This is a genomic window from Massilia sp. BHUDP2 (genome assembly GCF_046236355.1).
Taxonomy (GTDB): Bacteria; Pseudomonadota; Gammaproteobacteria; order Burkholderiales; family Burkholderiaceae_D; genus Telluria; species Telluria varians.
The window spans coordinates 709,152-733,237 of the sequence record NZ_JBJUVW010000002.1 but is presented as its reverse complement, the minus strand read 5'-3'; the positions used below and the strand labels follow the sequence as shown (position 1 = coordinate 733,237).

At 66.8% G+C, this 24,086-nt stretch carries 13 protein-coding genes; 8 read left to right on the top strand and 5 right to left on the bottom strand.

The features are described 5' to 3' along the window. Positions 1-25: 25 nt before the first annotated feature. The 5 genes from ACK6C6_RS13915 (at position 26) to ACK6C6_RS13895 (ending at position 10,839) form a co-directional block, all read left to right on the top strand. Entirely contained in the window at positions 26-3,760 is a 3,735-nt protein-coding gene (locus ACK6C6_RS13915; protein ID WP_409267785.1) for a TonB-dependent receptor, read from the top strand. A gap of 232 nt (positions 3,761-3,992) precedes the next feature. Further along, a complete protein-coding gene (locus ACK6C6_RS13910; RefSeq protein ID WP_409267784.1) occupies positions 3,993-7,184 on the top strand; it encodes a TonB-dependent receptor in 3,192 nt (1,063 codons plus the stop codon). Between the two features lie 89 nt (positions 7,185-7,273). Then, the gene (locus ACK6C6_RS13905; RefSeq protein ID WP_409267783.1) at positions 7,274-8,281 is read left to right on the top strand and encodes a family 43 glycosylhydrolase; all 1,008 of its coding nucleotides are present in this window, start codon (positions 7,274-7,276) and stop codon (positions 8,279-8,281) included. 79 nt (positions 8,282-8,360) lie between these two features. Further along, positions 8,361-10,526 carry a TonB-dependent receptor plug domain-containing protein gene (locus ACK6C6_RS13900; protein WP_409267782.1) on the top strand — a complete coding sequence of 722 codons (2,166 nt, stop codon included), beginning with the start codon at positions 8,361-8,363 and terminating at the stop codon, positions 10,524-10,526. A gap of 16 nt (positions 10,527-10,542) precedes the next feature. Beyond that, complete coding sequence (locus ACK6C6_RS13895) at positions 10,543-10,839, top strand: hypothetical protein (protein WP_409267781.1); 297 nt, start codon at positions 10,543-10,545, stop codon at positions 10,837-10,839. Positions 10,840-11,000: 161 nt separating this feature from the next. Here ACK6C6_RS13895 and ACK6C6_RS13890 read toward each other — a convergent pair whose 3' ends face one another. Further along, positions 11,001-11,549 (bottom strand): hypothetical protein, encoded by a 549-nt coding sequence (locus tag ACK6C6_RS13890; protein ID WP_409267780.1) that lies wholly within the window; start codon positions 11,547-11,549, stop codon positions 11,001-11,003. 152 nt (positions 11,550-11,701) lie between these two features. After that, on the bottom strand, positions 11,702-13,366 hold the full coding sequence (locus ACK6C6_RS13885) for a sodium:solute symporter family transporter (RefSeq protein ID WP_409267779.1): 1,665 nt from the start codon (positions 13,364-13,366) through the stop codon (positions 11,702-11,704). Positions 13,367-13,635: 269 nt separating this feature from the next. Between ACK6C6_RS13885 and ACK6C6_RS13880 the strand changes: the two genes are divergently transcribed. Genes ACK6C6_RS13880 through ACK6C6_RS13870 form a run of 3 tightly spaced genes read left to right on the top strand, consistent with a single transcriptional unit; the run spans position 13,636 to position 21,357 of the window. Next, positions 13,636-15,060 carry a glycoside hydrolase family 28 protein gene (locus tag ACK6C6_RS13880; RefSeq protein WP_409267778.1) on the top strand — a complete coding sequence of 475 codons (1,425 nt, stop codon included), beginning with the start codon at positions 13,636-13,638 and terminating at the stop codon, positions 15,058-15,060. A 38-nt stretch (positions 15,061-15,098) separates the two neighbouring features. Beyond that, the gene (locus tag ACK6C6_RS13875; RefSeq protein WP_409267777.1) at positions 15,099-18,884 is read left to right on the top strand and encodes a beta-galactosidase; all 3,786 of its coding nucleotides are present in this window, start codon (positions 15,099-15,101) and stop codon (positions 18,882-18,884) included. 16 nt (positions 18,885-18,900) lie between these two features. Then, positions 18,901-21,357 carry a glycosyl hydrolase family 95 catalytic domain-containing protein gene (locus ACK6C6_RS13870; RefSeq protein ID WP_409267776.1) on the top strand — a complete coding sequence of 819 codons (2,457 nt, stop codon included), beginning with the start codon at positions 18,901-18,903 and terminating at the stop codon, positions 21,355-21,357. 4 nt (positions 21,358-21,361) lie between these two features. On the opposite strand, the gene ACK6C6_RS13865 is transcribed toward ACK6C6_RS13870, so the two are convergent. From ACK6C6_RS13865 to ACK6C6_RS13855, 3 genes are all read right to left on the bottom strand, one after another. Further along, the gene (locus ACK6C6_RS13865; protein WP_036211233.1) at positions 21,362-21,781 is read right to left on the bottom strand and encodes a hypothetical protein; all 420 of its coding nucleotides are present in this window, start codon (positions 21,779-21,781) and stop codon (positions 21,362-21,364) included. Positions 21,782-21,998: 217 nt separating this feature from the next. After that, complete coding sequence (locus tag ACK6C6_RS13860) at positions 21,999-22,421, bottom strand: hypothetical protein (protein WP_409267775.1); 423 nt, start codon at positions 22,419-22,421, stop codon at positions 21,999-22,001. A 252-nt stretch (positions 22,422-22,673) separates the two neighbouring features. Further along, positions 22,674-24,071, bottom strand: a complete 1,398-nt coding sequence (locus tag ACK6C6_RS13855; RefSeq protein WP_409267774.1) for an FGGY-family carbohydrate kinase — start codon at positions 24,069-24,071, stop codon at positions 22,674-22,676. Between the last annotated feature and the right edge of the window lie 15 nt (positions 24,072-24,086).

The following is a 24,086-nucleotide window of genomic DNA, read 5'->3' as shown; positions in this document are numbered from 1 at the left end:
AAACCGTATCAGTCAGGCAGTCGCCATGGCACTGGCTTCGCTGGTCGCGACTGGCGCATACGCGCAGCAGGCGACGACGCCGCAGGCATCGTCGACCTCGTCCACGGCCGCCGCCGCGGCGGATGGCGCCGTCGAGACGGTGCTGGTGGTCGGCTCGCGCGAATCGCAGCGCAGCGCGATCGCACGCAAGAAGAACGCCGCCACCGCGCAGGATTCAATCATCGCCGAAGACGTCGGCGCTTTCCCGGACCGTAACGTGGCGGATGCGATCTCGCGCATCGCCGGCGTGGCGGTCGACCGCGGCGAATTCGGCGAGGGCATCAGCGTCTCGATCCGCGGCAACGGCCCGGAACTGACCCGCGTGGAACTGGACGGCATGGGTGTGCAGCAGGCCGGCGGCGCCGACATGTTGGGCGGCATCAGTGCCGGCGCCGACACCTCGGGCGGACGCGCGGTCGAGATGCGCCAGCTCTCCTCGGACCTGATCAAGAGCGTGGACGTGGTCAAGGGCTCGACCGCCGACATGACCGAAGGCTCGCTCGGCGGCGGCGTGCGCATCCAGACCCGCAACGGCCTCGACTTCAAGAAGGACTACCTGTCCTTCCGCGTGGCGGCCCAGCAGAATTCGCTCAACAAGAAGAAGAACCCCAACCTCAACCTGATCGGCGCCAAGAAGTTCATGAACGACCGCCTGGGCGTGCTGGTCAACCTCTCGAAGAGCAAGGTCAACCAGGAAGCCCACTCGATCAACCAGGGCGGCAACAGCGGCGTGGTCGGCCAGTACCGCCCGATGGACTTCGACAATTCGCCGGAGAAGACGGTCGCGCTGCGACCCGATACCCTGAACCTGAACGACGCGGCCTCGACCACGCCGTTCTACACGGTCCCGTACAGCAATGCGGCGCTGGGCAACTGGACCAGCATGACGCCGAAGGACGTGCTGGAAGGCTCGGCCGCCGCCCAGACCAAGGCCGAGTGCTACCAGAAATTCCCGCTGCTGCCGGCCAACGTGGCCAGCCAGCTCAGCACCGGCAACAACGGCCGCACCAATGCCCAGAACATCACCCAGCTGGCGCTGCTGAGCTGCCTGGGCCAGTGGAACGACTGGGTGCCGAGCAATACCCGCTACTTCGTCAACCGCTGGAACGACGACCGCACCAGCGGCGACATCCGTCTCGACTTCAAGGTCAACGATGCGCTCACCGTCTATGCCAAGCATAGCCGCAGCAAGGGCGACGTCATCTCCTACAGCACCAACCTCGGCTACGGCGGCGTGGCCGTGAATCCGGCCACCGTGCGCGGACCGAACGGCTTCAGTGGCGCACCCTTCGTCGACACCATCTCGACCACCCAGCTGGCCAACGGCGCCTGGGGCACCCGCGCCCTGAACCCGGCCTCCGGCTACTACCTCTATCCGGGCGAGCTGACCTATCGCAGCACCGGCGCCCTGAACGGCGCGGTGTCCAACGTCAACCCGAACTCGGTGACCGTCGATGGCAACCACCACGTCACCGGCTTCGAGTTCTCGGACGGCGTCTACGGCGTCGACAACACCACGATCACCACCGGCACCAAGTCCAGCTATACCCAGGCCGGCGGTACCTACAAGAAGGGCATCGTGCGCGCCGAGTTCCTGATCGGCGATTCGAAGTCCGATTTCTACCGCTATGAAAAGCGCATGGGCCAGAGCGCCTACCTCGGCACCACCAAGGCCACCGTGCTGCCGAACGGTATCTGGAACTATGAGGCGGCCGGCTCGGTAGACCTGAGCAACCCGAACAGCTGGCTGACGCTCGCCAACCAGGCGGCGCAGGCCGCGGTCGCACCGAGCTTCACCACCCCGGGCTCTCCCGCCTACACCGCGGCCCAGCTGCCGCGCGTGAACGGCGCCACCACCCTGGCGTTCCAGAATCCGCGCATCAACGAGTCGTTCGAGAAGACGGCCAAGCTGGACCTGGATGTGTACACCGACGAGTACATCCCCTTCGTCCCCTCGATCAAGGTCGGCTACAGCCGCCGCAAGAGCGGCTACGACCACTGGGGCACCGGCGGCCCGACGGTGCAGGACGCCGTCGGCACCTTCGGCACGGCCGGCTACATTCCGGGCATCTACGTCCCGACCAACAACCTGCGCACCACCTTCCAGGTATGCGAGAACACGCCGGGCTCGCTGGCGCCGGGCGGCCGTCCCTGCCAGTACGGCTACACCCCGAACACCGACCCGCGCGCTGCGCGCCATGGCACGATCGTGATCTCGCCGGAGCAGTATCGCTCGCTGTTCAACCAGGGCTACACCAAGGAGCCGACCGCGCAGTTCTATGCGGGCGATCCGGACCGTCCAGGCACCCTGACCAACGGCTGGACCGAATTCGACATCGACAAGGTCTACGCGCTGCTGGGCGTGCCGAACTACAACCTCGACTGCATCAAGGAGTGCCTCGGCAGCGACGGCCAGATGTACAAGCAGCCGGTGAACTCGATCGTGGAAACCGTCGATGCGGGCTACATGATGGCCAACTTCGAGGTCGACCGCCTGCCGTTCACCCAGCGCTCGCTGCCCTTCGGCATCGTCTTCGACGGCAACGTCGGCGTGCGCGCCGTGCGCACCAAGGTGATCGGCAGCGGCCAGCTGACCTTCCGCTCGATCGTGCCGACCGCCGCCTACAACCCGCTCGACCCGAACAACGCGAACGGCATCAGCACCCGCGTCTATCGCCGCGATACCGCGATCAATGCGACCACCACCGACTACCTGCCGTCGGCCAACCTGAACACCTGGCTGATTCCGGACAAGCTGGTCCTGCGCTACAACTGGGGCAAGACCATCGCCCGTCCGGCCGCCGGCCGCCTGATCCCGAACGGCACCTGCGAGTACGACGGCCGCAACCTGATCGAGCTCGACGGCGACGGCAACGAAGCGTCGATGCGCTGCACCGACGTCATGGGCAACCCGGAGATCAAGCCGCTGACCAACCATAACCAGAACCTGTCGCTGGAATGGTATGCCAACCGCGACATCATGCTGGCCGGCGCCGTCTACAAGCAGGAAGGCGTCACCGGCGCCCCGACCCTGATCGAGACCGTCGACAACGTCAAGCCCTTCGCCGGCTCCGACGCGGTCGACCCGCAGACCGGCAAGTCGCTGTCCGACCTGGTGTTCACCCAGCGCCGCTGGACCAACCAGATCCCGTTCACCCGCAAGGGCTTCGAGGTCTCGGCCAAGGTCGCCTTCACGGTCCTGCCGTGGTACCTGCGCTATACCGGCGTGGACGCGAACTACACCCGCAACAAGGCGACCCTGAACGGCGGCGGCCTGCGCGACCTGATCACCGGCGAGCTGCTGCCGGTGGCCGGCGAGCCGCGCCACTCCTGGAACGCCTCGGTGTGGTACGACGACGGCGCCCTGTCGATGCGCGTCGGCCTGCAGGTGAAGGCCGATACCTTCTCGTGCACCTCGGGCTGCAACACCAACTCGGTGAACAACTACCCGGTGGTCGGCATGACCAACGTGCGCTTCCCGACCTACAGCCCGGGTGCGCCGCTGTTCCGCCTCGGCACCCGCTACGTGGACGCCAAGATCGCGTACCGCTTCAACAAGAACGTCGAGTTCTTCCTGGAAGGGCGCAACCTGGGCAAGACCCACACCGGTTCCAACACCGGCGGCTACTCGGTGTTCGCGGACGGCACCCCGAACGTGTACACCGACTCGTACGCGGGCAGCACCTACATGGCGGGCCTGAACTTCAAGTTCGGCGGCTAAGCATCACGTAGGATGGCAGGGCCGGATGGCCGCCGCACTTGCGGCGGCCATCTGCGTTTACGGGCAGTCGCATCCGAAACAATCACCGTATTGATCGGTTGCCGATGCAATTTTGCCATTTCGATCAGTTCGGTGATTCTTTCGACCCTGAATGGATTAACTCGACCCTGCGCACATAGAATGTTTTCAAGGCCAAGCCGTATTTCAAACTACAGAGCCCATGGAGACATCGATGAATCAAGCCATGACCAGCACCTCCGTGCTGCACCCGACCCGCTGCGCCCGCGCAGTCGCCGCAGTGATCACCCTCCTGGCGGCACAAGCCGCGCTGGCGCAGGAAACCGCGCAAGCACAGGCAGCGCCCGCCGCATCCGCTTCCACCTCGACCGCCCAGGGCCAGTCCGGCGCCGGCGCGACCGCTTCCGGTACCGCCGACGCGGCGCCCGCGCCGCAGGTCGTCCACATCGCCGGCACCCGCCAGTCGGTGGCCTCCGCCATCACCCGCAAGAAGAACGCCGGCACCGTGTCGGATTCGATCGTGGCCGAAGACATCGGCCAGTTCCCCGACAAGAACGTGGGCGAAGCGCTGTCGCGCGTGACCGGCGTGCAGCTGTCGCGCGATTTCGGCGAAGGCACCCAGGTGGCGATCCGCGGCGTCGAGCCGGACCTGAACCGCGTCGAGGTCAACGGCATGTCGGTGCTGGGCACCAATGGCGGCGCCGGCCGCGGCGCCGAACTGCGCGAGCTGGCCTCGGAGCTGATCGGTTCGATCGACGTCTACAAGGGCCTGACCGCCGACATGACCGAAGGCGGCGTGGGCGGCACCGTGCAGATCACCACCCGCAAGCCGCTCGACTTCAAGAAGCCGACCATCGGCACCAGCATCGCGGCCGAGCACTCGACCTCGCGCGGCGGCGTCCAGCCGCGCGGCAACCTGTACATGGCCGACAAGTACTTCGACGGCAAGCTGGGCCTGATGGCCAACTTCGTCTACGACAAGGTACTGACCCAGAACGACTACGCGCGCAATACCTCGTGGCGCTTCCTGCAGGATTGGGACAACTCGCCGGAAAAGACCGTCAACAGCATCGACCCGAAGGTCGCCGCCGTGGGTAGCGCCGCCGCCTGCGCCACCTCGGGGCTCACCGCCGCCCAGCAGACCGCCTGCCGCAGCCAGTGGTTCGATTATTCGCCGGGCATCGCCCGCTACGGCCTCTGGACCCGCGACCACAAGCGCTCCTCGGGCGAGGTCACCGCGCAGTACGCGTTCAGCAAGGAATTCAATGCGTATGCGACCTACCAGGCCAATACCCAGCGCCAGCGCCTGAACGACCGCAACTTCGGCACCGACTTCGCCAACGCGGGCCGCCTGGCCAACACCGGCCGCGCTCCGGTCTACGGCGCCAACGGCGTGCCGACCGCCGCCGGCGCCTGCACCGCGCCGACCAGCGCGACCCCGGGCATGGTGGTCAGCAACCACCACGTGACCGAATACGTCGTCGGCTCCTGCCTGTTCGGCGCAGGCGTGGGCGGGCAGGGCGCCTTCAGCACCTCGGCGCGCGACTTCCAGCTCGACATCGACTCGCGCTACCTGTCCTCGGGCTTCAGCTTCAAGCGCGACCGCCTCGAAGTGACCGGCCTGCTCGGCACCTCGAAGTCGCTGTACGACAGCGACAGCAACAGCATCGTGCTGACCCAGAATGCGCCCGGCCTGAAGGTGGCGCTCGGTCCGGACAGCATTCCGCGCTTCACCTTCCCGGCCGGCTACAGCCCGGACAATCCGGCATCCTATGTCCAGGCCCAGCTCCAGTACCGTCCGAGCGAAACCGAGAACAAGGAACACCAGGCCAAGATCGACTTCAAGTACAAGCTCGACACGCCGTTCTTCAACAAGGTCTGGTTCGGCGCCCAGGCGCGCAAGTCCTCCTCCGAGCAGTTCAACGGCGGCGGCTACCTGGCCAGCAATGGCGCCAACCTGAGCTCGACCGCGGACGACATCAACGTGCGCGGCGCCAACGTCAACCAGACCGCGGTCTACGATCCGCTCTACACTGGCTCGGCGCAGCGTCCGAACGATACCCAGACCTTCATCAACTCGGGCTTCGCCACCCGCTACCTGAACGCGGCCCAGATGGCCGCCCTGGTCACCGCGGTGCAGGGCCGTTCGCCCGGCACCTTCTTCGACGGCTACGACAAGGTGTCCGGCCTGCCGGCCAACTGGATGTCGCCGGTCTACGCCAACGCGACCCAGTTCTTCGACACCTCGAGCTTCAACCACGCCTACCTCCGCAACGCGCCTGGCAGCGACGGCAACATGTACCCGCAGATCCCGGCCTTCATGATCGACGAGCGCATCGCCGCGACCTACCTGCGCCTGGACTACGCCACCCAGGTACTGGGCAAGGAAGTGGAAGGCAACGTCGGCGTGCGCTACACCCGCACCCGCGACCGCTCGACCGGCCTGGCGCGCTATTCGGTGCGTACGCCGAATGCGGGAGGCACGACCTTCAGCGACATCGTCCTCAGCAACTCGGTGGCGACCGTCGAGAACACCTACAACGACGTGCTGCCGAGCTTCAACGGCGCGGCCTGGCTGATCGACAACAAGCTGGTGACCCGCGTCGGCTGGTCCAAGGCCATGGCGCGTCCGCGGATGGACCTGCTGGCTCCGAACGCCACCTGCATCCGCGGCAGCGGCGATCCGGCCTTCGGCGGCGACGGCACCGACGACTGCAGCGCCGGCAATCCGGACCTGAAGCCTTACCGCTCGACCAACACCGACCTGAGCATCGAGTACTATCCGGGCGCCGACAGCCAGCTGTCCGTGGCCTTCTTCAAGAAGGACATCACCAGCTACGTGATGGAGCGCGTGCTGACCCGCGGCGTGGACCTGTTCAAGAACGGCGAGCTGTTCGACGTCACCCAGGCCGTGAACGGCGAGGGCGCCACCACCAAGGGTGTCGAGATCGCCGGCCGTACCGCGCTGACCTTCCTGCCGGGCTGGCTGAGCGGCTTCGGCGTGGACGCCAACTACACCCGCATGGACTACAAGTATGCGGCCGGCACCGAGCGCCTGAACGTCCTCGACAACACCGTGCTGCCGTACCCGGGCATGTCGAAGAACGCGTACAACCTGTCGCTGTGGTACGACAAGGGTCCGATCAATGCGCGCCTGGCCTACAGCTACCGCGACCGCTTCTTCACCGGCGGTAACGACGTCTCGGGCAACCCGGTGTTCGAAGCGGCGACCGGCTACCTGGATGCGAAGATCCAGTATCGCTACAACGACAACATCACCTTCGCGCTGGAAGGCAAGAACCTGACCGACGAAGTGAAGCGCCTCGACGCCGGCGACAGCTTCCGCCTGAACGAGCTGGCCTGGGCGGGCCGCCGCTACTACTTCACGGTGTCGATGAAGCTGTGATCGCCTTGTAACGACTCCTGTTCCGGGCCACGCGCCCCGATTTGCCAGTCATCTCGCGATGACTGGCTTTTTTACTTGCCGAGGTCCCGATGAACCGTCCTGCCGTTTTCGCCGCCGCCGCCATGCTGGCGCTGCTCGCCGTCCAGCCGATCGCCGCCGCCGAGATCAGCTTCGCCAACCCCCTGGTGCGCCAGCTCGCCGATCCCCACGTCACCCTGCAGCCCGATGGCTGGTACTACTACACCGCCACCGTGCCCGAATATGACCGCATCGAGGTGCGCCGCGCGCGCAGCCTGAACGAGCTGGGCGCCGCCGACGCCAAGGTGGTGTGGCGCAAGCACGCCAGCGGCGAGATGGGCGCGCACATCTGGGCGCCCGAGATGCACCGCATCGACGGCAAGTGGTACATCTATTTCACCGCCGGACGCGCCGACAAGATCTGGGAGATCCGCCTGTACGTGCTGGAGAACGCGTCCGCCAATCCGCTCGAAGGGGAGTGGGTTGAGCGCGGCCAGCTCAAGACCGGCTGGGAGAGCTTCTCGCTCGACGCCACCACCTTCGAGCACCGCGGCCAGCGCTACCTGAGCTGGACCCAGCGCGCACCCGACGGCAGCAAGGGCACCAACATCTACCTGGCCAGGATGGACGGACCGCTGGCGATCCGCCAGCCGGCGGTGCTGCTCACGCGCCCGGAATACGCGTGGGAGAAGATCGGCCATGAGGTCAACGAGGCGTCCTCCTTCCTGGTGAAGAACGGCAGGGTATGGATGACCTACTCGGCCAGCGCGACCGACGCCAACTACGCGCTCGGGCTGCTCAGCGCGCCCGTCGACGCCGATCTGCTGGATGCGCGCGCGTGGACCAAGTCGCCCGTGCCGGTGATGCGCAGCAGCGCGGCCAACGGACAGTACGGGCCGGGGCACAACAGCTTCACGACGACGCCGGACGGGAAGACCGACATCCTGGTCTACCATGCGCGCAACTACCGCGACATCGTGGGGGAGCCGCTGCGGGATCCGAACCGGCATACGCGGGCGCAGGTGATTCGCTGGAAGGCGGATGGGTCGCCGGAGTTTGGGGAGCCGGTGGCGGACTAATCGTGCTTGGTGACATTTAAAGGATATTCAGCAAACCTTTGTTGGTAAGATCGATCGGTTTGCTATTGAATATTCTCGGATGCACCGTCACTTCGCCTGCCTGTTAGCCATCTACGGCGCCTGCGCCCATGCCCAGATCGAAGCGTCTGCGCCAGCCCAGAAAGTAGTCATCAGTGGCGCCCGGACCGACGTCGAAGCAAGCCAGGATTTCGTCGCCGGGAAGATCATCATCGGCCAGAAGAAGATCGCCGACAGCGGCCTGCAGAACACCGGCGAACTGCTCCGTCGTGAGCCCGCCATCAGCGTCGACAAGAGCGGCCGCGTCGGCCTGCTCGGCCTGCCTGGCTACACCCAGGTGCTGGTGGATGGCCAGGCTCCGGCGGGCGACACCATGAACATCGACCTCGTGCGCGTCGAGCGCATCGAGATCGCCAAGACCACTACTGCCGCCACCGGACCGTTCGGGATTGCGGGCACCATCAACATCGTCCTGCGCAAGGCGCAGCGCAAGACCTCGTCCCGCTTGCACGGCAATGTGCGGACCGAGGGTGGCAAGAAGGGCATGGACCTGACCTGGACGGCCACCGATGTGACGGATGGCTCGTTCAGCCATACCTTCACGCTGTCACGGTGGCGCCGCTTGTCCAGCGCGCACAGTGATTATGTCCAGACCAGCGAGCGGCCGGGCAGGGGCGTGGTCCGCGAGTACGACGGCAAGGCCCATGTGCCGGGTCTGTTCGAGTCGCTCAATGCGAACAGCGTGCTGGCCTGGACCCTGGATGCCAGTCATACGCTCACCTTCAGCCCGGAGATCGCCCGCTACCGCTCCGACAATGACAGCGATGAACAACGGCGCTGGGTGACAGGCCTCAGCGCATCGGCAACCCAGACCAGCAAGACACCGACGAAGAATCTGTACCTGCCCTTGCTGTGGAACTGGAGGATTGACACGGACAGCAGCCTGGCCCTCAAGCTGGTCGCGAGCGGCTCGCGCTCGGACAGCCGATTGCGCAGGGACGAGCTGTGGTCGCCGGGCGGCCCGCGCCAACGTGTGCATGAGCAGGACCGCAGCACGCGCAACTACTCCCTCGACCTCGACTACGCGCTCGACACCGAGGACGGTCACCGGATCAGCGCCGGCGCCAAGTTCGCGCGCAACGACAGCGATAGCAGCTACATCGACCTGGTCGACGGCCGTCCAGACCCCAGCCTGGCAGTGCTGGGGCCGGAAACGGCATCCCACCTGACCAGTGCACGGCTGTTCATCCAGGACGAATGGCGGATCAACCGCCGCTGGGCCGTCAACCTGGGGGCATCCGGCGAACGGCGCCGCTACCGGCTGGTCGAGGGCCCGGCCAGTAGCCGTCCGCGATTCAAGCTGTGGTCGCCGTCGGCGCACGTGTCGCACCGCATCGGCGGGAATCGCAAGCGCCAGCTCAGGGCCTCGCTGGCGCGCAGCTACCGCACGCCCTTCTTCGACGAAATGCTGCTGCGTCCCACGATCAATCCGTATGCGCCATGCCCGGCCTTGGGTTTGTGCGGCGCCAATGGGATCGACCTGGCCGACAGCAGCGGCAATCCCGCCCTGCGGCCGGAACGCTCGCTCGGCCTGAACCTGTCATATGCGCACGGCTTCGGTCGCGACAGCGAGGTCAGCCTGGAATTCTACGCACGTGACATCAGCGACAAGAACGGCCTGGACGTCGCACTGGTGGAGGTGCCCTGGGCGAGTGTTCCGCGTTACGTGGCTCGCCAAGCCAACCTGGGCCAGGCGCGGGTGCGCGGCCTGGACCTGGAAGCTCGCCTGGCGGGCAAGGATTTTTCCCCGACACTGTCGAACCTGGAGCTGAGCGGCAGCATTGGCCTGGCCGATTCGACGCTGAGCGAGCTGCCCGGCCCCGACAACCATATCCCGGGGCAGTCGCCCTGGCGCGCCAAGCTGGGTGGCAGCTACTCACTGCAGTCGCTGCCGCTGAAGCTGGGTTTCGATGCCAGCTACCTGCCCGAGGACTGGGTGCGCAGCAGCATCAACCAGCGCGTTTATGAATCCAGCCGACGCACGCTGAACCTGAATGCGAGCTGGAACGCCAGCAAGACCACGGTCCTGCGGCTCAACCTGGATAATCTGCTACAACGGCGCACTTCCCGCATCGACGAATACCTGGAGCGGGACAGCCTTGTGCGCCTGTCGACCTGGAACACGCACCACGCGCGTTTCGTGGTGCGCTTCGAGACCAGTCTATAACCACGAAAGCAAGCATATGAAGAAGATTCTCGCCCTTTGCGCACTGGCGTGCGTGTTCACCCACACTGCCTCGGCCCAGATCAGGGAGCGGCCCAAGAGCGAATGCCTGAAGGCCTGCAATGAGCTGGATGGCTTCAAAGGGATGGAACGGATCGAGCGCAAGCTGGTCGAGGTGCGCGACAGAAAGAAGAACGAAACCGATCCGCGCAAACTGGAACAGCTGGCCAGTCAGGAGCAGGAGCTTGTCGACGAACGCGATGATCGCCGCAAGGAGGTCTGCAGCTACATCTGCGAACACAATCCTGCGGGTTGAACGCTAATGCTGCAAGGTTCGCTTCGGGTCGCGTGAGGTGACTGTCGACGATTTCAAACCGGACCCGGATGCTTGGCGAGAGCAGTAAACGCATTTCGAGTAGGCGAGGCGAGCGCGAGGCAGGCGAAATGTCGTCCGCTTCTAGAGCATCTGGACGCCCATCAGTGCCGCCCGCCGAGCCTGGCTTTCACATACGCCAGCCACTTGTCTTCGGCGTTTGGCTTGCCACGGACGGATTCGATACGCTCGAAGCTACGCCAGGTAGCGGGGTTCCCGCGAAAAACCAGATAGCGCTCGCCGACCGTAAAGTTGGGCCGCAGCACGCAGTCGGAATCGTTGTACAGGCGCCCACCGCCACGCTCCCAGAACTCCTTGTCGCTATGGTCTGTCGATCCAGGTCGGGGGCGCGTTTCTCCTCTCGCACCGATAATGACAAAGCGCGGCTCATCTGGTCCGAGGATTCGCTCTTCAACTTCGAATTCGTACTCCACCGATGGGCGGCCGCCAGAAGCAGGAAGAGGAGAAGGAGTTGCCCTGATGACCCTGGCGACGGACACATCGGTCGCGATCGCCATTTGCTGCTCGGGTGTTACCACCTGTTCCATTGGTGGCACCGTGCAGGCATGACCGAACGGAACGACAAGTGCGTTGAAGAGCAGAACGACACAAGTACGTTTTACGGTGCCAAGTTTTTGCGGCAGATTCATCATCGCTTGCCATCTCAAGTCAACTGATGGCCGATGATAGCAGTCCGACGTGCGTCCAAAGCACGCACTCTGTCACGCGCTGCCCATCGCATCACGTTCTTGACTCCTGCAGCCTCCGCCCTTGGGGCCAGGCGGAGGCTGCTCACTACCTCAGATCACCACCAGGCCGCGTAGATAATCACCAGGATCGCGCACACCACCGCCGAGCCGAAGGCGAAGCCCGGCTCCACCTTGAACAGGTTGCGCTCGACCTTGACGATCGTCGATGCCGGCTGGCGGCCCAGCAGGCTGATGATGGCCATGCCGATCACGATCATCAGGAACACGATCAGGGTGCGGTCCAGGAACGGGATCTCGTAGACGCCGCTGCCGTTGTCGGCGGCGAAGCCGATCGGCGCCAGCAAGGACAGGTCGACGAAGTCCGGCAGGAATTTCAATACGATCGACAGGCCCACGCTGGCGATGGCCGCGAACATCGCGGCGGCGCCGGTCGTGCGGCGCCAGAAGAAGCCGAGCAGGAACATGGCCAGGATGCCTGGCGAAACAAAGCCGGTGTATTCCTGGATGTACTGGAAGCCGCCTTTCTTGTCGATGCCCATCAGCGGCGCGATCGCCACCGCGATCGCCATCGCGACCACCACCGTCATGCGGCCGATCCAGACCATGTGGCGCTCGCTGGCGTCGGGGCGGAACTTGGGACGGTAGATGTCGAGGGTGAAGATGGTGGCGATGCTGTTCGCCTTGCCGGCCAGGGAAGCCACTACGGCCGCGGTCAGGGCGGCGAAGGCGACGCCCTTCAGGCCTTCCGGCAGCAGGGTCAGCAGGGTAGGGTAGGCGCGGTCGGGATTGAGTTCGCCGCCCGGGCGCAGCGAGTCGCCCAGCATGCCACCCTGGTCGAGCGCATAGGCCGCGATGCCCGGCAGGACCACGATCACCGGCATCAGGAGCTTGAGGAAGGCGGCGAACAGCAGGCCCTTGCGCGCCACCGGCAGGCTGGCGCCGAGGGCGCGCTGGGTGATGTACTGGTTGCAGCCGAAGTAGCTCAGGTTGACGATCCACATGCCGCCGATCAGGGTCGACAGGCCGGGCAGGTCCATGTAGTTCGGGTTGTCGCGCGAGAGCACCATGTCGAAGTGGCCGCCGGCGCGCTCGAACAGCTCGCGCACGCCGACCATCGCGCCTTCGTTGCCCGACAGGCGCGCCACCAGGTCGAGCGCGATCCAGGTGGTGACCAGGCCGCCGATCACCAGGCAGAACACCTGGATCACGTCGGTGTAGCCGATCACCTTCATGCCGCCCAGGGTGATGATGGTGGCGAACACCGCCAGGAACAGCATGCAGGGCAGCACGCCGATGCCGACCATGCTGTTGATGGCCAGCGCGCCCAGGTACAGGATCGCGGTCAGGTTCACCACGATGTACAGGACCAGCCAGAACCAGGCCATGACGGTTGCCACCTTGGGCCCGTAGCGCTGCTCCAGGAACTGCGGCATCGTGTAGATGCGGTTCTTCAGGTAGACCGGCATGAAGAACACCGCCACGATGATCAGGGTGGCGGCCGCCATCAGCTCGTAGACCGCGATGGCCATGCCGATCCGGAAGCCCGAGCCGCTCATGCCGATGAACTGCTCGGCCGAGATGTTCGAGGCGATCAGCGAGGCGCCGATCGCCCACCAAGTGAGCGAGCCCTCGGCCAGGAAGTAGTCGTGCGATTCCTTGCCGGAGCCGTTGCGCCGCCGGTAGATCCAGATGCCGTAGCCGGCCACGATCACGAAATAGGTGAGGAAGACGAATGTGTCGAGTGAGGAGAACGAATTCATTGGGTAGCGGTGTCTCGTCTTGGCAGTGCGGCGCACTTCCTTGTTATCCGGCCGGCTTCGCGGCGGGCAGAGCGCCAGGGACGGGCTCCGCGGTCCCAATCTTTGCATAACGGGCAAGAACTGCGTGCCCCCGCACGAAATACTCATCCGCTTGAGCGAATGCCCGTATCCGTCCTTACATCCGATCACCTGCCTGATTCTTTCTCCGCTGCGTTGATCGTTGTACGGAAGAGCACCTAGAATGTCCCGCATATAATAAGGAGACAGCATTGCCGAACACCTCCCCAGCCAGGCGCTCGCTCCTGGCCGCAGGGCTTGCCATGCCCGTGCTGGCGGCCTGCCAACTGCCGCGGCGCAGCGGCGCACTGGCGCAGCGCAGCGTCCGGGTCCAGGCGCCCTTCGAAATGCCGGCCATCGCCATCCCCGATTTCTCCGGCAGCCGCCGCTTCCCCATCACCGACTTCGGCGCCGACCAGCAGGACCAGGCCCGTACCGGTAGTGCCATCGCCGCGGCGATCGCCGCCGCCAACGCCAACGGTTCCGGCGTGGTGGTGGTGCCGCCCGGGACCTGGCCCACCGGGCCGGTCCACCTCAGGAGCAACGTCAACCTGCACCTGGAAAAGGGCGCGACCCTGCTGTTTTCAAGCCAGCCGCAGGACTACCTGCCGCCGGTGGCGACCACCTGGGAAGGCCTGGAGTGCCTGAATTATTCGCCGCTGGTCTACGCCTACGAGTGCGAGAACGTGGCGATCAGCGGCCAGGGCACGCTGCAGGCGAAGCTCGACGTCTGGCGCGTCTGGTACGCCCGGCCCAAGCCGCACATGGACGCGCTGGTCGCCCTGTACAGGATGGCGGACGCCCTCAGGCCGCTTGCCGAGCGCGACATGACCCGCGGCCAGGCCAACCTGCGGCCCCAGTTCGTGCAGTTCAACCGCTGCCGCCATGTGCTGGTGGAGGACATCCACATCGTCGACAGCCCGTTTTGGACCGTGCATCCCTACCTGTGCCGCGACGCGGTGGTGCGCCGCGTGAACATCCGCGCGCACGGCCACAACAACGACGGCGTCGATCCGGAGATGAGCCAGAACGTGCTGATCGAGGATTGCGTGTTCGACCAGGGGGACGACGCGGTGTCGGTCAAGTCCGGGCGCGACCGCGACGCCTGGCGCCTGGCTTCCCCGTCGCGCAACATCGTGATGCGCAACTGCCGCGTGAAGAACGGCCACCAGATGATGGCGATCGGCAGCGAGCTGTCCGGCGGCATCGAGAACGTCCTGGTCGACAACTGCCACTTCGACGATGCCGGTCCGCGTGCCAAGACCGCGATCATGAACCTGCTGTACGTGAAGACCAACGAGCGCCGCGGCGGCTACGTGCGCAACATCCACATGAACAATGTGAGCGCGACGAAGATCGAGGGCGGCATCCTGAGCGTGGAGACCGACGTGCTGTACCAGTGGCGCACCCTGATGCCCACGAATGAACGGCGGCTGACGCCGATCGCGGGCCTGTATGTCAGCAATGTGGAGGTGGCCGAGGCGAAGTTCGTCTGCCAGGTCAAGGGCCAGGCCGAGCTGCCGGTGCGGGACGTCAGGCTGCGCGACCTGCGCGTGCGGACCCTGCGCGGCGCCCCGGTGATTACCGACAATGTCGAAGGTTTTGTTTACGATGCGAATCTGAAGGAGCGCGCATGAAGTCGTTTGATTCAAGGAGTGACAGGCAGGCGGGGCGCATGCGCGCCCTCGCATTCGCAGTGGCGGCGGCAATCGGCGGTTCGGCCGCGGCCCAGGAGCTCGGCATTCCGCAAGGATCCGGCCAGCAGGCCGGGACGCCCAGCGCCCAGGCCGCGTTGAAGTCCGGCCAGGTGATCCTGATGCCCGCGCTGACCGCCGGCGCCGCGAACACGCTCAGCCTGCTGTCGTCGAACGACGGCGCCAACTTCGTCTCGCTCGCCTCCGAGACCTGGACCCCGCCGTCCGGCAAGCTGAACGACCCCACGCTGGCGCGCCATGCCGACGGCCGCTACCTGCTGGCCTATGCCGGCGCCGCACCGGGTTCGATCGGGCTGGCCAGCTCGCAGGACCTGCGCCGCTGGGACGCGACGCGCGAAATCCAGCTTGCCTCAGGCCAGGTCCGCGCGCCCAACTGGGTGCGCGGCACCGACGGCCAGCTCCACCTGGTCGCCACCATCGGGCGCGGCAGCCACGTTCTCACGCCGGACGCGCAGCTGGCCAATCTGTCGGCGCCCGTGCCGATGCGCGGCCTCGAGGACGGCTACACCGACACCGTCGTCGCCGTCGAGGGCGACGGCTTCGTGGCGGTGACGCGCGAAGCGGCCAGCGGGCGCCTGGTGCTGGCGCGGGCGGCCGACTTGACAGGGCCGTGGCGCATCGAAGCGCAGTCGACCTTGAACGGCCTGGGCACGGACATCAAGGCGGCCGGACTGGTGCGCCTGGGCGCCACGCTGCGCCTTTACACTCGCGGCGGCGACGGCCAGCGCGCCTGGTTCGCCGACAGCCAGGACGACGGCCGGACCTGGAGCGCGCAAAGCCGCCTGACGGGCACCGCCGCCATGGCGTCCTCGTTCGGGGTCATGGGCGAAGAGGCCAAGGCCTTCGATCGGATCGCCGCGCCCAAGGGACGTCCGAAGACGATCGCCTGGGACCAGTATTCGCTGAAAGTCGACGGCAAGCGCATCGTGGTCTGGTCCGGCGAGATCCACCCGTTCCGCCTGCCGAACCCTTCGCTGTGGCGCGACGTGATCCAGAAGATGAAGGCGCTCGGCTTCAACGGCGTGGCCTTCTACTTCGATTGGGGCTACCATTCGCCGGCGCCGGGCGTGTACGACTTCTCGGGCATCCGCAACGTCGAGCGCGCGCTGCAGATCGCGAAAGAGGAGGGCATGTACGTGATCGCGCGCACCGGTCCTTACGTGAATGCCGAGCTGACCGGCGGCGGCTATCCGGGCTGGATGTTCCGCAGCCGCGCCGAAGCGCGCACCGACGATCCGGTCTACCTGTCCGCCGTCGACGAGTGGATGACCCAGATTAACGCGATCATCGCACGCCACCAGGCCACGGACGGCGGCGGCAACGTGATCGCCTACCAGCTCGAGAACGAACTGGGCAAGGTGGAGCCGAAGCACGTGCGCCAGATGGAGCACCTGGCGCGCAAGGCGCGCGCGGACGGCATTACCGTGCCGTTCTTCCACAATGCGGCCGGCCGCCTGCCGGACTGGGCGCCGAAGAATTCCAGCGCCCCCTGGGCCAACCAGGGTCCGACCGACATCTATGCTTTCGATGGCTACCCCGGCGGCAGCTGCGACGTGTTCGCCAACCCGGCAGGCGCCAACAAGGCGCCCGACTGGGGTATCTACGCGACGGGCAGCGGCAAGGTCGGCTCGCTCACCTCGCCGAATACGCCCGGCTTCGCCGCGGAGCTGGGCGGCGGCTGGTTCGACTACTGGGGCTCGAACGGCACCTACAACTGCACCGCCGAGCGCCAGGGCACCGGCTACCAGCGCGTGTTCTACGGCACCAACCTGATCAACCGGATCACGATCCACAACGTCTACATGACCTTCGGCGGCACCTCCTGGGGCTGGCTGGCCGGCCCGGTGGTGTACACCTCCTACGACTACGGCGCGCCGATCTCGGAAGACCGCGGCATGCGCCCGAAAGCCTATGCGCTGAAGCAGCAGGGCATGCTGGTGCAGGCGGCCGAGCAGGTGCTGGCCGAAATGGACAAGGGTCCGGCGCTGGCGCCCGTGGACGCCAAGGTCAAGGTCTACCACAACGTCAACCGGCGCCTGGGCACGCACGTGATCTTCGCCGCCCACAACCCGACCGACGGCAAGGGCGAGGAAGCCTTCAGCGTCAAGCTGGCCACCCGCGACGGCGAATACAGTTTCGGCACCACGCTGCGCGGCCAGGATGCGCGCATGCTGCTGGCTTCCTACGACATGGAGCGCCAACGCCTGGTGTACTCGACTTCCGAGCTGCAGACCCACTTCCGCAACGGCGAACGCGATATCGCGCTGCTGCACGGGCGCGACCGGCAGGCCGGCCAGACCGTGCTGCGCTATACCGGCGCGCCGACCGTCGAGGTGCTGGCGGGGCAGGTGACCTCGCGCTGGGATGCGGCCAGGGGCGACCTGGTGCTGGACTACGTGCACGACGGCCTGGCGCGGGTGCGCATCTCGGGCGGCGGCCGGGCGCCGATGCTGCTCCTGCTGGCGGACGAACAGACCAGCCTGCGTTTCTGGACCCAGGAGACCGGTAGCGGGCGTGCGCTGCAGCTCAGCCCTGCGCTGGTGCGCTCGGCCCAACTTGTTGGCGGCAAGCTCGCCATGCGCGGCGACGCGGGCGAGGACAGCAGCTTCGAGATCTGGGGACCGGCCTTCGAGGCCGCCAGCTTCAACGGCCAGGACCTGGCATTGACGCGCCAGCCGGACGGCAGCATGCGTGCCGACACCGTCAAGGGGCCGGAAGCAGTGAACCTGCCGGACCTGGGGCGCCTGGCCTGGACCCGCCGCATGGACAGCCTGGAAAGCGCGCCGCGCTTCGACGACAGCGCCTGGGTGCAGGCCGACCGCCGTCCGTCGGCGGCCCAGACCTGGACCATGCCGGAACGCGGCCAGCCGACCCTGTCGATGAGCGACTACGGCTTCCACCACGGCGACGTCTGGTATCGCGGGCGCTTTACCAGCACTGACGCGAAGGCGAACCAGCTGGAACTGTTCTACGGCGCCGGCGGCGCGGGCCTGATCCAGGTCTGGATCGACGGCCGCTTCGTCGGCCAGCATGAGCTGGACACCGGCCGTTCCTTCCCGGAGACCACCGACAGCGTCAAGTTCTCGCTGGGCGAGCTGAAGCCCGGCGAGCACGTCATCTCGGTCATGGTGCGCAACAACGCCCATAACTGGAACCTGATGGCCGACGACTACCACCGCGAGGCACGCGGCCTGATCTCGGCCTCGCTCACCAAGCGCGGCGGCCAGCGCTTCGGCGTGCCGATCGCCTGGCGCATCCAGGGCCGTCAGGGCGGCGAGGAGATCGTCGACCGCATGCGCGGCCCGATGAACAACGGCGGCCTGTTCGGCGAGCGCCAGGGATGGCATCTGCCGGTGGCCTCGCCGAAAGGCTGGCAAGCGGCGCGCACCACCGATGCGCCGCCCGCGGCCGGTACCTACTGGCTGCGCACCGGCTTCAAGCTGGACCTGCCGAAAGGGCATGACATCCAGCTGGGCCTGGCCTTCGGCGATACGACCAAGCCGCGTTCGGAGCGCGAGAACCGGGCGCTGATCTTCGTGAACGGCTGGAACATGGGGCAGTTCATCGCCCACATCGGCCCACAGCGCACTTTCGTGATCCCGCCGGGCATCCTGAACCCGAACGGCGAGAACACCATCGCGCTGGCGGTAACGACCGACGGGCGCAAGGAAAACGCGCTGGAGCCGCTCAAGCTGGTCAAGCTGCGCGCGGTGCGCGGCGGCGTGGACCTGGAGATCATGCAGTAAAACGGAGCCCGCACCGATGCCCACACCTCGCCTGATCCTGGCCGCGCTGGCGGCCGGCCTGAGCTTCTCCGCCGGGGCCCAATCCGGCGACGCCCTGACGCTGCACTATGACAAGCCGGCCGCCGTCTGGACCGAAGCCCTGCCGGTCGGGAACGGCCGGCTGGGGGCGATGGTGTTCGGCCGGCCGGGCGAGGAACTGCTCCAGCTGAACGAAGCCACGCTCTGGAGCGGCGGGCCGGTGGGCAAGAACATCAACCCCGGCGCGTATGCTGCACTCGGCAAGGTGAGGGAAGCGCTGGCCAGGGAAGATTACGCCCAGGCCTACGCGCTGTCGCGCCAGATGCAGGGGCTGTACACGCAAAGCTTCCTGCCGCTGGGCGACCTGCAGCTGCGGCAGGATTTCAAGGGCGGCGAGGTCACCGGCTACCGGCGCGCGCTGGATATCCGCGACGGCATCCAGACCACGCGCTTCACGGCCAATGGCGTACGCTACCGGCGCGAAGTGTTCGCCTCCAACCCTGACCAGGTCATCGTCGTGCGCCTGCAGGCGGACCAGCCGCGCCGGATCAGCCTCGACCTGGGGGCTGCAAGTCCGCTGCGTTCCAGCAGCACCGTGGAGCAGGGCGTGCTGCGCTTGACCGGCAAGGCGCCTGCCCAGGTCGACCCGAACTATGTGGGTGACAACCTGGAACCGATCGTGCAGGATGACCCCGCCGGCTGCCGCGGGATGCGCTTCGCCCTGCTGGTCAAGCCGGTGGTGCGCGACGGATCGATAACGCAGCAGGACGGGGGCATCCGCATCCGCGATGCGTCCGAAGTGACGCTGCTGCTGTCGGCGGCGACCAGCTTCAACGGCTTCGACAAGTGCCCCGACAGCGCCGGAAAGGACGAGCGGGCGCTGGCCCATGCCTATCTGGAGCGGGCAGCCACGCGCGACGCCGCCGCCCTGCGTGCGGCCCACGTGGCGGATTTTCGCGCTTTGTTCGACCGCATGTCCCTGGTCATCAATCCCGGCGCCGACGACCGCAGCGCGCTGCCCCTGGAGCGCCGCCTGCAGGAATACACGGACGGCGGGGCCGACCCGGCGCTGGAAGCCCTGTACGTGCAGTTCGGACGCTACCTCTTGATCTCCTCCTCGCGCACGCGCGGAGCCCCTGCCAACCTGCAGGGCATCTGGAACGCTGCCGTCAGACCACCCTGGAGCAGCAACTACACCACCAACATCAACGTCCAGATGAACTACTGGCCGGTGGAGAGTGCGAACCTGGCCGAGCTGTTCACGCCGCTGGATGACCTGATCCGCAACCTGGCCGTCACCGGCAAGGAGACCGCGGCGTCCTACTACCGCGCGCCCGGCTGGGCGCTGCACCACAATTCCGACATCTGGGCCGCCAGCAATCCGGTCGGGAACCTCGGCAAGGGCGACCCCAAATGGGCCAACTGGGCCATGGGCAGCCCCTGGCTGGCGCGGCACCTGTGGGAGCATTACCAGTTCACGGGCGACCGCCGCTACCTGGAAAGCGCCTATCCCATCATGAAGGACGCGGCGCGCTTCCTGCTCGCCTGGCTGCAGCCGGATGCCCAGGGCCGCCTGGTCACCGCGCCCTCGACTTCGCCGGAGAACGATTTCTACTACGGCGAAGGACGCAAGGGTAATGTCACCGTCGCCTCCACCATGGACCTGGGGATCGCGCACGACCTGTTCGAGAACGTCGCCGCCGCCAGCGAGGTGCTCGGGGTCGATGCCGCCTTCCGTCGCCAGCTCAAGGATGCGCGCGCCAGGCTGTTGCCGTTCCAGGTCGGCGCCCGGGGCCAGCTGCAGGAGTGGCACAAGGACTTCGAGGAAGTCGAACCGCATCACCGTCACGTGTCGCACCTGTATGCGCTGCACCCGGCGCGCGTGATCTCGCCCCTGTCGACGCCGGAACTGGCCGCCGCCGCGCGCCGCACCCTCGAGCTGCGCGGCGACGACGGCACCGGCTGGAGCCTGGCCTGGAAAGTCAATTTCTGGGCGCGCCTGCACGACGGCAACCACGCCTATACGCTGTTTCGCAAGCTGCTGCGCCTGACCAAGCCGGGCGACAAGCACGGCGGCGCCTATGTCAACCTGTTCGACGCCCACCCGCCGTTCCAGATCGACGGCAACTTCGCCGGCACGGCCGGGGCGATCGAGATGCTGTTGCAGAGCCAGAACGGCGAGCTGCACCTGCTGCCGGCGCTGCCGGACAGCTGGCGCGACGGCCGGGCGAGCGGCATGGTCGGGCGCGGCAATTATGTGGTCGATATCGACTGGGAGGCGGGACGCCTGAAGTCGGCCCGCATCACGGCCCGTGTGGGCGGACGCACGGCGATCCGCAGTCCGGTACCGGTGGCGGTCGAGGGAACGGGCATCCGCAGCAGGCCGGACAGGATCGGGCACACGCTGTCGTTCACTGCCGTCAAGGGCCGGACCTACGTGCTGCGCCCGCGCTGAGTGCTCAGCGCTGCGCCAGCCGCGACTCCAGCACCACACGCTGGCCAAGGCGCAGGTCGGGCACATAGCTCATTCGCATGTCCGCGCCATCGGAGCCGCGGTTGAAGTCCATGGTGATGTTGCCGTCTCCCGAGACGAAGCGGTAAGGCGCGATCGCGGCCAGGCGGATCGGCTTGTTATCGTCGATGATGGCATCGATGTAATGCGCGGACGTCAGCACGCGCAGATACCAGCCATTCGACATCTCGTAGGCACCGGATATTTTTTCGGCCTCCGCGGCGCGGATCCGTGCCGCCTTGCTGGGAGCACTGACCTGGACCGAGGCGATCGGCGCCGTGTCCGCAGGCGGGTAGGGCATGGTTTGGGCATCCGCGCCGGTGGCCGACAGCAGCAGGGATGCGGCAAGGAGGATGGGGGAGCGCATGGTGGTTCCTTCACGAAGCGGGAATGGACCCTGGGACGCCGGGATGCGTCCATGCGCATCCCGGATGATTCAGTCTAGGGCGTCCACCACGGTGTGCAAGGACCAAGACGGACACATCACCAAACAATCTGTACCGGCGCAAAGCAAGACAGGCGCGACATGATTCAAAAGCCGCGGCCGGCAGTCCAGTTTTGCGTCATTTTCAGGGCACAATCATTCAACGTTGCGCGAGCCGCGCGCTGAGCACCACGCGCTGGGCAAGCCGCCCTTTGGGCTGGTAGCTCATGAGCATCTCATCGCCTGCCGCGCCGCGCTTGAACTGCATGCTTACCTTGCCGTCGCCGGACACGAACCGATACGGTGCAACCGGTACCAGGCGCAAGGGCGGCTGGTCGTCGATGATGGTGTCGATGTAGCGGCGGCCGGTGTGCACGCGCAGGTACCAGCCGTTCGACATTTCGTAGGCCCCCGAGATCTGCTGCGCTTCGCGGGTCGCGATGCGCGGGGCAGTGGACGGCGCCGTCACCTGCACCCACGAGATCGGCGCCGTGTCGGGCGGTGGGTAGGCCGTGGCCTGGGCGCCCGCACCGGCAGCGGGCAGGAGCAGGGAGACGGACAGGAGCAAGGAAAGTGGACGCATGATCGTTCCTTCGCGAAGGGGGAAGTGGCCTTCGGAACAGGCGTCGCGCGCAGGCGCGGTGTCGACCGTCGGGATGCCGCGCGGCGCAGGGCGCAGCGCGGATGATTCAGTCTAGGATGAGCCCCGCGGCGCGCAAGGGCGCGCGGCGGCCCATCACGAATCAATCTCAGTGCCAGTCGAATCAGAACGCTGCGAAATGATTCAGATTACGTGCCATGGTACGTATTTTTGAATCATATCTTTGGGCGTCGCTCAGCCGGCAGCAGCGACCGGAACCCCGGCCTGCTGCAGCGCCGCGCGCCACTTGGCGCGATAGGCTTCCAGTCCGGCCAGCGCACGCGGCGGCTTCGGCACGCTCAGGCCCGGCGGTGTGGCGTCGCGGTAGCGCAGCAGCCAGCCGCCGCAGGTGGTGCCGCTGGCGTCGTCCGAATAGCTCAGCGCCTGCTGCGGCCGCAGGCCGGCGAGCAGGGGGCCGAACCAGGGATTGGCGGTGAAGCTGCCCTCGACCGTGATCGGTCCGCGGGCGCCCAGCGCGTCGAGGCAGTAATCCGTCATCAGGACGCAGTACAGCGTGGCCAGTGCGAAGCGCTCGCCCGCATCGCGCGGCGCCAGGCCCTCGATGCGCCCGGCACGGCCGGCGAACGGGCCGCCGCTCTCGGCAAAGCAGGGAATCGCCATGCTGCCGCGCGCCACCATCTGCTCGAGCTCCAGGTAGGAACAGGTGGCCGGCTGGTCGCCCGCCAAGGCGCCGAATTCGCGCCCGCCCATGAAGCGCATGCATGCCACCGGCTGGCCCAGCGCACTGGTGTTGGCCAGCATGTCGGCGTCTTCGCGCAGGCCGTCCAGGCCCGTGCCGAAGGCGGCCGCGATGACCCAGGTGCCGGTCGACAGCACCGTGCGCGGCCCGCCGGCGGCATCGCTGCCGAGGTAGCGCACCAGCGAGGCATTGCTGTCGTGGATGCCGCACAGGACTTCGCAGTTCGGCGGCAGGCCGGTCGCTTGCGCGACTTCCGGCAGCAGGGTGCCGAGCGAGGCCGAGGGAGCGGCAATCGGCGGCAGCTTGTCCAGCCAGCCCATGCGCGCCGGCAGCGACGAATACGCCTGGCGCACCGGATCCCACAGGTCCGTATGGCAGCCCAGCGAGGTGGCCTCGCCCGCGGCGACGCCGCACAGGCGCCAGGCCCAGTATTGCGGGTACATCAGGATGTGGCGTGCGCCGGCGAACTGCTCGGGATGGCGCTGCTGGAGCCAGGCCAGCTGGCGGCCCAGGTTCAGGCCGGCCGGCAGCAGGGGCGAATAGGTCTCGGCGTAGGCCGGGCGCAGGGACGCGTAGTCCAGGCCGGGCAGGGCCGCCTCGTAGTCGAGCACCGGCAGCACCAGGCCGGCGTCGTCGACCAGGGCGGCGGTGGCGCCATGGGTCACCGGGACGATCGCCGACACCTGCGCCTGTTTCGCGAAGCCGCGGCAGGTCGCCAGCATCCACTGCCAGATGCCCTCGACGTCGTGGTGCGGGTAGGGTCCATCGTTCAGGATGGCGTTCGGGCGGCGCGCTTCCGCGATGGCGCGGCCGCCGGCGTCGACCAGGGCCAGCTTGACGTTGGTCTTGCCGATGTCGAGAACGATGAGGGCGTCGCCCGTCCTTGCTTGCATTGGGTGCTTTCCTGG

Excerpts from the sequence above, each read along its gene's own strand:
- ACK6C6_RS13895 (WP_409267781.1), top strand. The coding sequence starts at position 10,543 with ATGAAGAAGATTCTCGCCCTTTGCGCACTGGCGTGCGTGTTCACCCAC.
- ACK6C6_RS13865 (WP_036211233.1), bottom strand. The coding sequence starts at position 21,781 with ATGCGCTCCCCCATCCTCCTTGCCGCATCCCTGCTGCTGTCGGCCACC.
- ACK6C6_RS13860 (WP_409267775.1), bottom strand. The coding sequence starts at position 22,421 with ATGCGTCCACTTTCCTTGCTCCTGTCCGTCTCCCTGCTCCTGCCCGCT.
- ACK6C6_RS13900 (WP_409267782.1), top strand. The coding sequence starts at position 8,361 with ATGCACCGTCACTTCGCCTGCCTGTTAGCCATCTACGGCGCCTGCGCC.
- ACK6C6_RS13870 (WP_409267776.1), top strand. The coding sequence starts at position 18,901 with ATGCCCACACCTCGCCTGATCCTGGCCGCGCTGGCGGCCGGCCTGAGC.
- ACK6C6_RS13855 (WP_409267774.1), bottom strand. The coding sequence starts at position 24,071 with ATGCAAGCAAGGACGGGCGACGCCCTCATCGTTCTCGACATCGGCAAG.
- ACK6C6_RS13910 (WP_409267784.1), top strand. The coding sequence starts at position 3,993 with ATGAATCAAGCCATGACCAGCACCTCCGTGCTGCACCCGACCCGCTGC.
- ACK6C6_RS13915 (WP_409267785.1), top strand. The coding sequence starts at position 26 with ATGGCACTGGCTTCGCTGGTCGCGACTGGCGCATACGCGCAGCAGGCG.
- ACK6C6_RS13875 (WP_409267777.1), top strand. The coding sequence starts at position 15,099 with ATGCGCGCCCTCGCATTCGCAGTGGCGGCGGCAATCGGCGGTTCGGCC.
- ACK6C6_RS13885 (WP_409267779.1), bottom strand. The coding sequence starts at position 13,366 with ATGAATTCGTTCTCCTCACTCGACACATTCGTCTTCCTCACCTATTTC.
- ACK6C6_RS13905 (WP_409267783.1), top strand. The coding sequence starts at position 7,274 with ATGAACCGTCCTGCCGTTTTCGCCGCCGCCGCCATGCTGGCGCTGCTC.
- ACK6C6_RS13890 (WP_409267780.1), bottom strand. The coding sequence starts at position 11,549 with ATGATGAATCTGCCGCAAAAACTTGGCACCGTAAAACGTACTTGTGTC.